We start from the raw sequence: 10224 nt of genomic DNA on the forward strand, positions 1-10224 counted from the left end.
TTTTTTTGAGTTAAAAGGACAGCATCTTCATTGCAGTCAATTGAAATAACCCGTCCTTTTAAAGCAATTCTTGCCGCTTCTACAGAAACAGAGCCGGAACCGCATCCTATATCGTAAAGAACAGATTTTTCTGAAAGACCAAGTGAACAGACTGAAAGCTGGCGGACTTCTTTTTTTGTTATGGGAATTTTTTCAGCACGCAGAAAATCACTGTCATTTAAAACCGGAAGAACAGAATTCGCTTTCGCAGAAGAATTTTCAATTAAAAGCACAAAAAGTGATGATTCAGAATCATTAAAACTCTCAAACTGTCCAATTTTTTCGACATCATAAGAAAGATTTGAACCTATATAACAGTTAAAATCAGACAAAAGCCCGTTTTTTCTGGCAGTATCCAGCTTTTTACGGATAACTTCCAGATCTTTTTTTCCTGAAAGAATTAAAAAATTCAGCTCATTTTTACGGATTTCTTCAATGAAATTACATTTTGAGCCATGAAGGGAAAGAAAATTCCAGTTCTGCCATGCTCTTCCCAGTTTTGAAGCAAAATACTGCACCGAAGAAACTCCCGGAAAAACACTTACCTTCCAGTCCGAAAAAAGACTCTGTGTTTTTTCATAAAATGCCTGCGCACCACTAAAAAAGCCGGCATCACCGGAAAAACAAACTACCGCCCGTTTATATTTTTCATTATTTTTTAAATATTGTGCGATTTTTTCTGCTTCATAAAGCTTTTCTGTATCAGAATTTTCTGATTTTATATTCTGTACAGTCTTTAATACTCTTTCTGCACCAAAAATTATATCTGCATCTTTTATTTCTGACTCAGCCTGATATGTAAGTAAATTTTCACAGCCGGGACCAAGAGCAACTAAGGAAAGCGTTTTTTTATCAGATTCTGAACTCATAAAACACCTCTTTATTTTTCAGGATTCTTTACTACGATAATTTTCATGGAAAGTTTTTTTGCAGCACTGATTTTTTCAAAATAACCGCCGGCCATCCCACTCTCTTTTGTAAGCAAAAACTCAGCCCCGCTCTCATTAAACTGACATTCGTTAGCTCGTTCCGAAAAAGGCCCCTGCATTGCAATAATCTGCTTTTGAAGAATGCCGCAGTCCATACATATTTTAAGACTTTCAGAAGAAGGTAAAACCCGCACAAAAAGCCTTGACTTATCACTTATTATATCCGTTAAAAGAGGCAGATTCTTGCTTCCCGTAGTAACAAATATTTTACCGCTTTTACCTTTTAAATAAAGGGCTGCCTGTTCAAAGGTTTCAAAATACAGAATATCCGATTCGTTTTTAGTTGCTTTTACAGAAGCCGTAATAGAATCATCTGTATCTCGTGAAAACCTTATGTATTCCTTTCCTGCTTTATGGCAGGCTTTTTTTATTTCTTTCGAAACTTCTGTGGCAAAAGGATGAGTTGCATCGATTATAAAGGCATAATCTTTTTTTGAAAATTTCTCCGCCATTTTATCAGAGTCCATCCTGCCCTGCAGAATATTTATATTACTGCCTTCCGGCAGAAGATTTTTTCCATACTCTGTAGCAACACTGACAGTACAGTCAAAATCTGCTTTCGAGAAAATTTCTGCTAATTTCCGGCCTTCTGTTGTGCCTGCAAAAATAAATACCGGCTTCATTTTTTAATGATAACAGTTGAAAAGATTTGATTCAATGCAGAAATCAAAGCACATTAATTCCAATATATGCACTTTCTGCTCTGTATGCAGACGGAGTTTTTCCGGTTTTGCGCTTAAATTCTTCAAAAAACTGACGGCGCGAGCCAAAACCACATTCAAAGGCGATTTCTTCTACCCTGTGATTACTTTCCCGAAGCCGGCTGCATGCAAGTTCCACCCGCCTGAGATTCAAATATTTTCCAACAGGAATTTTCATAACCTCTTTAAAGCATCTTCCCAAATAATCCGGATTTACACACAATCTGTCTGCAAAATATTTAACAGAGGCATTCGGATTACTTAACTCGCTTTCAAGAAGTTCAAGTGTCTTTTTTACAAGCGTACTTACAGCCGTTTTCTCAGAAGTTTCCCGGACACCTTTAAAAAATTGTTTTTCAAGTTCAAGAAGAATTTTTTGAACAGCAATATTGTACGCCATGGAAGAAAAATCAGGCTCAGAAAAAGAGTGCAGAGCTTCGCCGCAGAGGTTTCCGATTCTTTCCGGATTTAAAAGTTCCATTGACTGCGGAAGAATTATGTCGGTTTTCCGCACTGAAGATTTTTTTTCAGAAGCCAGCAGAGAAGCTTCGGCTTCATCAATCTGTTTTGGCAGAAAGATACGAAGTTCATCATCAAGCTCAACACACTGGTAAAAGTGAAACCACCAGTAAGAAACTGCCCTTGAACACGGTTCAACTCCCCTATGCAGATGGGAAGCCGGAAGCAGAAGCATTTTATTTTCTGCAATTTCAAAGGAATTTCCGTTATCTTCAATTTTAGCACTTCCTTTTTTGCCGATTAAAAGAACCGTTTCAGTTTCAAGACTTCTCCGCATATGAATCCAGCCGGGATTAAGCATGGCAAGCCCGCAGACAGGGGAGCGGGTAGAATCTACACGACGCAGGTGATAATAAAGCATAAATCTCCTCCAGAAAAGTCGGAAAACCGCACTATTTCTCAATTTTACGGCTCTAGCAGATTTTATTCAATGAATTACACTTGAATTATGAAAAAAATAATTATGTTTTTAGCCGCATTAACGGCAGGAGTTTCAGCAATGAATGCATCAGACAGTTTTTTTGCAAAAGCTGTTCTTACAGAAGGAAGCCTTTTTGCAAAATCCCAGAATACAGGGCTTAATTATGTACTTGCCTATAATCCTGACAGAATGCTCTCCCCTGCTTATACAGCTCTTGGAAAAACGCCGAAAGATTTTACCTACGGCGGCTGGGAATCAAGACAGATTCAGGGGCACATGCTCGGCCACTATCTTTCAGCTCTGGCAGGTTTTTATTATCAGACAGGAAACAGAGAGGCTAAAGAAAAGCTGGATTACACGGTTAAATGTATAAAAGAAATTCAGCGCGAAGACGGGTATTTCGGAGGTATTCCTTCAACACCATTCGATACAGTGTTCTCTGGCGGCGGAAATTTTAAGGCTGACAGATTTTCACTTGCTGACTGGTGGGTTCCATGGTATTCAGTTCATAAAATTTACGCAGGCTTAATCGATGCATACACATTTACAGGAAACAAAGATGCACTTGAAGTCGTAAAAAAAATGGCTGACTGGGCAATTTCCGGCACTAAACGCATGACCGATTCTGAAATTCAGAAAATGCTGACATGTGAGCACGGCGGAATGTGCAAAGTTTTTGCAGACTTATACGAGATTACAAAAGATGAAAAATACCTCAAAGAAGCAGAACGCTGGATTCACAAAGAAATAATCAATCCGGCCATAAGACAGCAGGATAAACTTCAGGGATATCACGCAAATACTCAGATTCCGAAATTTATTGGGATTGCAAAATTATATGAACTGACAGGAAAGACGGAATACCGCACAGCCGCAGAATTTTTCTTTGAAACTGTAACAAAACGCCGCAGCTATGTAATCGGCGGAAATTCTAAAGGTGAACATTTTGGACGTGAATACGATGAACTTCTTGAACGGGACACGGCAGAAACCTGCAACACCTACAATATGCTGGAACTTGCCGAGCATATTTTTGCATGGAACAGAAATTCTCAGAGTGCAGACTTTTACGAAACAGCTCTTTACAATCACATTCTCTCTTCTCAGGATCCTGAAAGCGGCGCAAAAACTTATTTTGTTTCCATGCAGCCTGGTTTTTTCAAAATTTACTGTACTCATGACAATGCAATGTGGTGCTGTACAGGTACAGGCCTTGAAAATCCGGAACGTTATAACCGCTTTATTGCTGCTTATTTTGAAAACACAATTTATGTAAATCTTTTTATTGATTCTACAGTTACAACCGCTGACGGCTGGAAACTCAGAATCGAAACAGATTTTCCGTACAGCCAGAATGTAAAAATCACAGTTCTTTCAAAAGGAAGTATTTCTAAAAACCTAAAAGTCCGCGCTCCTTCATGGTGTAAAACACTCAAAGGCGGAGAAGACGGATATATTGATTATGGTTCTCTTGAGGAAGGAAAAAGAATTGAAATTTTGCTTCCTATGAACATTACAATACGCCGTTCACTGGACAGAAGCGGAAACTTTTCTGTCAAATACGGACCTGTTGTTCTTGCAGCAGATCTTGGTAAAAAAGACATGCCGGCTGACATAGTTGATGACCATTTGATTTACATGAATTCAGGTAAAAATACCGGTGTTGAAGTAATTACTGCCGACCTTAAAAATGCTGAAAGCTGGATTACACAGACAGATGTCTCTACCCTTACCTTCACTACAGCAAAATCTGCAAATAAAAAAGGCATAGAATACACCTTAAAACCTTTCTTTGCACTTCATCACACACGCTATGCAACCTACTTTGCATCAACAAATGATAACGAAGATAAACGGAGTGCAAAATTTGAAAAAATCACCGTGGATTTTATTGAAAGCGGACGTCAGCAGAGTGAAGTTGAACACAAATTCAAGACCGAAAAAACACAAATCGGATACATTGACAGCGTTGACCGCAATTACCGCGAATTTGAAAACGAAGAAAGTTTTGTCTTATACAAAATGAAATTTGATGCAGCTGCAAAACAGAATAAAATCGTGCTGACAGTTTTCGGAAAAGACAAAGGAAATCTCACTGTCAGTTATGGAAATGAAATTCTTAAAACAATTACCCTCAATGGAGATGGCGGAGATGAACTTCTGGATATCAGCGTAGAAGTGCCTAAAAGTCTTATAAAGGCAAAGCAGAAAGGTGCAAAAATCGTACGCGAAGATGTTACAATTAAAGGAAGCTGTGGCGCAAGAATACTGGAAATAAGGGTAATAAACAAATAAAAAAGATGTCAAAAGCCGGCTAAATGCTGACTTTTGAATCATTAAAATCTATCTCTTCGATTATCAGCCTGCTTATGCCTTCATTGCTCCGGTCATAGGCGTGATACACGAGATAGATTTTTCCGTCATTATCCCTGAAAACTGAATTATGCCCGGGACCTGCCCATCGTTCAAAAGAAAATGAATCACGAAGCGTTGTTCCTCCACCCCACCTCATGTCAATTTCATCTTCATCAAAATATGGTCCTGTAAGTTTTTCGGAAACTCCATAAACAATGTGATATGAGCTGGCTGTTCCCCTGCAGCAAAAATCATGAGAAGCAAAAAGATAAAATTTTTTACCATGAGAAAAAATAAAACCGCCTTCAATAGGATTCGCTTCAGGCTGCTTTTCTCCTTTCTTCTGTCTTGAGGCAATAAAAACAGGGCCGCTTCCTTTTTTGACAAAGCCGCCTGAATCAAGAGAAAAAAGTGCAAGCCCGCCCCAGAAAGAGCCAAGTAAAAGAAAATCCTGACCGTTTTCATCGGTACAGACAGCAGGATCTATCGCGTTAAAATTATCTTTTTCTGTTGAAGCAATTACAACTCCCATATCTTCCCATTTATAGTCTGGTGAAGAAGGATTGAGGGTTTTGTTTGAAAGCATGCCGATTGCTGAAATATTTTTTCCGAACGTGCTTACCGCATAGTAAAAAAGCCATTTTCCGTTCCGAAAAATAATTTCCGGCGCCCAGAAATCCTTTCCGTCATTTTCAGGAACAATTTTTTTTACCCATGAAGGAAGGACTTCCAGAACTTTGCCTGCATATTTCCAGTTTCGTAAATCAGCTGAAGAAAAGAACTGACCGTGCGTTGAATAACAGTAATAAATGCCGTTTTCTCTGGCAATTACCGGATCATGCACAGGTACATCAGTTTCTATAAAAGTGCGCATTATTTTAAACCGCTCATTGCAACAGAAGCAATAATCTGCCGCTGGAAGACCATAAATACGATTATAATCGGCAAAAGCGAAATTACGCTGGCTGTTAAAAGCAAAGGATAATCAGTATTAATTGCATACATTGCATTTAAACGGCTTATCATTACCTGAACAGTTAGAAGTTTATCGTCATGCAGATAAATACTCGGTGCAAAGTAATCGTTCCAGGCACCCATAAACCACAGGATTGCCTGAGCTGCAATGGCTGGTTTTGCATTGGGAAGCATAATCTGCATGAAAATACGCATATAACCGGCACCGTCAATACGGGCACTTTCGATTACCGAAGTTGGAATGCCGCTCATATACTGCCGCAAAAAGAAAATCATGCCGACATTGCCGAGCATACCCGGAATAATCAATGGAAGCCAGGTGTTTACCCAGCCGATTCTTGCATAAATAATAAACTGAGGAATCATGATTACAGAAAATGGAATCATCATTGTGGCAAGTTCTGCAAGAAAAAGTTTAGCTTTTCCGGGAAAACGCAGTTTTGAATAACTGAAGGCTGCCAGAGCAGAAACAAATGTACCTACAACAATAGTGCTTACAGCAACAATAATTGAATTTAAAATACCGCGCTGTAAAGCCGGTTCCATCTGCCAGACACGCTTAAAATAGTTCGCCCACTGAGGATTAGAAGGCATGGCAAGTGAAAGCTGTGTAGTTAAAAACTGTCCCGGAGTTTTGAGTGAAGACTCAAACATCCAGACAAGCGGAATAATCATTATAACTGCACCAAAACTGAGAAACAGATAAACCAGAGTGTTGGCTCTGTTTTCAATCTGCTTTTTTGATGCATACATTGATTTCTGTTTTTTTATTTTGCTGTTAATTTCTACATTGATATTGCTCATTACACTCTCCTACTCCAGATAATTCTCGCTGGCAGGATTCAATTTGAACTGAATAGCCGTTACAGCAAAAATAATAAGTGCTAAAACCCATGCGGCCGCACAGGCAAATCCTTTTTCGTCTGCACCAAAAGCATGCTGCCAGATATAGAATACGATTGTAGCAGAAGCGTAATCAGGACCACCGTCAGGAGTCATTATCTGAGGTTCGACAATCATCTGCGAACCGCCGATAATTCCTGTAACAACAATGTAAAATGTAATCGGCTGCATTAAAGGCCAGGTAATTTTACGGAAAATTGTCCACCGGCTTGCACCGTCAATAACAGCAGCTTCGTAATAACTTTGAGGCATATTCTGCAGTGCTCCAAGATAAAGCAGAGCCGTTCCGCCAACCCCGCGCCAGACACACATTACCATGATTGCAGGTTTTACCGTGTGGGCATTTTGAAGCCAGTTAGGAAGCTTTTCTTTCGGGATTCCGAGGGCAGAAAGAAACTGATTTAATAAACCATAGTCGCCGTTATAAAGCCATCCCCACAAAAGTGCTACTGCAACAATTGAAGAAACGACAGGAATGTAATAGATAACACGGTAAATTTTTACTCCGGGCATTCCGCGGTTAAAAGAAAGTGCCAGAGCAAATGCCCAGACAAGGCCAATCGGAATACCAATCATATACCAGAAAGTATTCCAGAGAGCTTTCCAGAACTGAATATCAGTAAAAAGTTCTTTATAGTTTTCAAATCCGCAGAAAAACCATTCGCGCGAATCTGAATCCATACTGAAAATCTGAGTCAAATCAGTCATGGAATCCCAGCGTGTAAAACTTGCAAAAATTGAAAACAGAAACGGTCCTGAAGTAAACAGAACAAAGCCGATAACCGGTGGAAGTACAAACAAAAGACCTGCAATTGCCTCATCATTCCATCTTCGTCTTTTTTTCTGCAAAGGCTTTTTTACTTCCGCGTTATCTTTTCTCTCTTCCATAAGAAAGCTCCTGATTTTTTAACTTTTCTTATTTATTACGGGCTGCACTCTGTTTTGCACGCTGCAAAGCTTTATCCAGTTCCCGCTGCATCTGCGGCTGTATTTTTGTACAGTAATCTTTTGCAGACATTTTGCCGTCCAGAACACGCTGAATTCCCATATAGAACTTATCGTACCAGACAGAATTGTACGTATAATCAGAAGGCCACGGACGACCTGTTTTTGAAATGATATTGATATATTCCTGACGGTTTGCAGGTTTTCCAGGCTTTGAAGTATAACGGCCTGCAAGGGATTTAAGGTTAGGAATCTGCAAATCCATGTCTGAATACATTTTGTTTGCTTCTTCATCAGCAGAAAGGTAAAGCGCAAGTTCAGCAGCAAGCTGAGGATTTTTTGAAGTTGCAGCTACTGCATAGCCTACACCACCGCGGTAAGTTGCAGTCTGATTATCAGCAGTGTGTACCGGCCATGGAATAAGGTCATATTCAAATTTGATGACTTCAGGGTCGTTAAATTTTGCAAGATCCCACGGACCTGCCGGGAAGAATGCAAGTTCACCTTTTATCCAGCGCTGATATGTGTCGAGTGACTGAGCCTGTGTTGCTGTTGGAGTAACAGGACGGAATTTTGAAAGACCGTCAACAGGATACTGACTGTTACCCAAAGTCATATTTGCCCAGAACTGTAATGCTTCAACAAATTTTGAATCGTTAACAGTGACTTTTGTGTGAGTTGAATCGAGGAAGTCAGCACCGTTTCCCCAGACAAACTGAATAAATGCCCAGTGAACATTCAAACCGGTTCCAAAAACATCGTTCTGACCGTCACCGTTTAAATCTTTTGTAAGTTTTTCACAGACATCGATAAATTCCTGCCATGTATAAGGCTTATCCTTAGATGGAAGAGGAACATGATATTTTTCAAAGAGAGTTTTGTTGTAAGCCAGTGCAAACGGACCGAAATCTTTTGGGAGAGCCCAGATTGCATTTCCCTTTCCGAGTTCTTTACCATCGTAACGGTAAGTATCAACAGCACTTTCGTATAAATCTTCAAAATTTACGCCTTTAACAGATTTTACATAAGGTGCAAGGTCAAGAACTTTTTTATTGTCTACATACTGACGGACTCCGCCAGGTCCAAGATAAAAAACATCAGGAAGATTATTTGCAGCAAGCTGAGCCTGAATTTTTGCATCATATTCGTTTTGAGTTGAAGAAATAAATTTTACCTTTGTGCCCTTATGAGTCTGCTCAAAGCGTGCAATTACTTTATCAAGAATTGCCTTCTCCTGAGGCTGGGCATAAATCATAAGCGTGAGTTCTTCGGTGAATGCAGCAGATAAACACAGAAAAACTCCGGCCAAAGCAGTCAGTAATTTTTTCATATAATCCCCCTTTTTTAATAACCTTTTTTATAATTAAATTGTAAGTCCCGTATTTTTATATGTCAAGAAAATTTGATATAAATCAAATAAATTGATACAAACTATTTGTCACGCTTGTTCCCCCAGAAATATTCACCGGTCTTTTCGCCGTCAAAGGCTGTGAATGTAATTGTCCGCCTGTTTTTACCCTTCTTACGTGCCCAGTCAACAGCTTCAAGTACATAGCCCCTGAAATTTCCAATGCCATCAAGAGATACTGTAAATGTATGCCCGTCTTCTGAAACTTTCCATGAACCTGAATAAGAACCGCCCACTTTTCCGTCTGCACTCAAAGAAATCTGCTTTGATTCTGTCGGAATACCGTCAGCTGCAACAACTGTAACAGGGTCATTCTGTCCGAAAGGTTTATAATCAGAAGCATCAGTACCACGGACTGTTAAAACTGCATCATAATTACCTGCAATATCTTCCGGTTTAAGAGAAGCAAGCTTTTCAGAAAAGTTTTTGTCTTCGTAATATTCGTTTTGATTTAAGACAGGCCATCCGTCATCAGTAAAGAAAAGCTGATGGATCTGAAGAAAGAAATAATAGCCCGGCAAAAAATTTGTGCGCGAGTGGCAGGCAAAAAGTATTTTACCGTCGTTTGAACGCAAAATACTCTGACCGCCCTGACACCTGAAGCTGAATTCTTTTTCAAGTGCGTGACCGCCTATAATTTTACTTCCGATTTCGTGAAAATTACTTGCAGTCATTGCATCTAAATACATGCTTTTTCCGCTTCCATCCAGATAAGGACCTGTTACTTCTTTTGAGCGGCCAACCCCTACCCGGTAATCCCAGTCAAGATTTCCCATTGAAACAAAACAGTAATAGTATCCGTTCTGGCTGTTATAGATAATCTGGGCTCCTTCGTAAGCAGCACCATATCCGCCTGCAACGGCAATTCCGAACGCTCCGGGAACTGTATCTGCCGGCTCATCAATTTCTTTTCCGTCTGAAGGATTTACAGGCTTTAAGGAAACGGAATCTACATACATAAGTGCAATT

At 39.7% G+C, this 10224-nt stretch carries 9 protein-coding genes; 1 reads left to right on the plus strand and 8 read right to left on the minus strand.

Annotation, left to right across the window (positions count from 1 at the left end; translation table 11 throughout):
- The 3 genes from cbiE to ACKI5B_RS00895 form a co-directional block, all read right to left on the minus strand.
- Positions 1-908, minus strand: a 908-nt coding sequence (gene cbiE / locus ACKI5B_RS00885) for a precorrin-6y C5,15-methyltransferase (decarboxylating) subunit CbiE (RefSeq protein ID WP_407425065.1), incomplete at its 3' end; no start/stop codon positions are given.
- 11 nt (positions 909-919) lie between these two features.
- Positions 920-1651, minus strand: coding sequence for a precorrin-6A reductase (cobK, locus tag ACKI5B_RS00890; RefSeq protein WP_407425066.1), 732 nt, complete (start codon positions 1649-1651; stop codon positions 920-922).
- Positions 1652-1694: 43 nt separating this feature from the next.
- Positions 1695-2609, minus strand: a complete 915-nt coding sequence (locus tag ACKI5B_RS00895; RefSeq protein WP_407425067.1) for an AraC family transcriptional regulator — start codon at positions 2607-2609, stop codon at positions 1695-1697.
- 87 nt (positions 2610-2696) lie between these two features.
- Between ACKI5B_RS00895 and ACKI5B_RS00900 the strand changes: the two genes are divergently transcribed.
- Positions 2697-4964, plus strand: coding sequence for a beta-L-arabinofuranosidase domain-containing protein (locus ACKI5B_RS00900; RefSeq protein ID WP_407425068.1), 2268 nt, complete (start codon positions 2697-2699; stop codon positions 4962-4964).
- A 19-nt stretch (positions 4965-4983) separates the two neighbouring features.
- Here ACKI5B_RS00900 and ACKI5B_RS00905 read toward each other — a convergent pair whose 3' ends face one another.
- The 5 genes from ACKI5B_RS00905 to ACKI5B_RS00925 form a co-directional block, all read right to left on the minus strand.
- Positions 4984-5898, minus strand: a complete 915-nt coding sequence (locus ACKI5B_RS00905; RefSeq protein WP_407425069.1) for a family 43 glycosylhydrolase — start codon at positions 5896-5898, stop codon at positions 4984-4986.
- Positions 5898-6803 carry a carbohydrate ABC transporter permease gene (locus tag ACKI5B_RS00910; RefSeq protein WP_407425070.1) on the minus strand — a complete coding sequence of 302 codons (906 nt, stop codon included), beginning with the start codon at positions 6801-6803 and terminating at the stop codon, positions 5898-5900. Before ACKI5B_RS00910 ends, ACKI5B_RS00905 begins: the two co-directional genes overlap by 1 nt.
- A gap of 9 nt (positions 6804-6812) precedes the next feature.
- Positions 6813-7790, minus strand: a complete 978-nt coding sequence (locus ACKI5B_RS00915; protein ID WP_407425071.1) for a carbohydrate ABC transporter permease — start codon at positions 7788-7790, stop codon at positions 6813-6815.
- Between the two features lie 28 nt (positions 7791-7818).
- On the minus strand, positions 7819-9177 hold the full coding sequence (locus ACKI5B_RS00920) for an ABC transporter substrate-binding protein (RefSeq protein WP_407425072.1): 1359 nt from the start codon (positions 9175-9177) through the stop codon (positions 7819-7821).
- Positions 9178-9278: 101 nt separating this feature from the next.
- The coding region (locus ACKI5B_RS00925) for a glycoside hydrolase family 43 protein (RefSeq protein ID WP_407425073.1) at positions 9279-10224 on the minus strand (946 nt) is incomplete at its 5' end.

The sequence above is a fragment of the Treponema sp. genome, assembly GCF_045657965.1.
Classification (GTDB): Bacteria; Spirochaetota; Spirochaetia; order Treponematales; family Treponemataceae; genus Treponema_D.

Bases quoted from the DNA above. Each gene is read 5' to 3' on its own strand.
- ACKI5B_RS00905 (WP_407425069.1), bottom strand. From the start codon at position 5,898: ATGCGCACTTTTATAGAAACTGATGTACCTGTGCATGATCCGGTAATT.
- ACKI5B_RS00910 (WP_407425070.1), bottom strand. From the start codon at position 6,803: ATGAGCAATATCAATGTAGAAATTAACAGCAAAATAAAAAAACAGAAA.
- ACKI5B_RS00915 (WP_407425071.1), bottom strand. From the start codon at position 7,790: ATGGAAGAGAGAAAAGATAACGCGGAAGTAAAAAAGCCTTTGCAGAAA.
- cobK (WP_407425066.1), bottom strand. From the start codon at position 1,651: ATGAAGCCGGTATTTATTTTTGCAGGCACAACAGAAGGCCGGAAATTA.
- ACKI5B_RS00920 (WP_407425072.1), bottom strand. From the start codon at position 9,177: ATGAAAAAATTACTGACTGCTTTGGCCGGAGTTTTTCTGTGTTTATCT.
- ACKI5B_RS00895 (WP_407425067.1), bottom strand. From the start codon at position 2,609: ATGCTTTATTATCACCTGCGTCGTGTAGATTCTACCCGCTCCCCTGTC.
- ACKI5B_RS00900 (WP_407425068.1), top strand. From the start codon at position 2,697: ATGAAAAAAATAATTATGTTTTTAGCCGCATTAACGGCAGGAGTTTCA.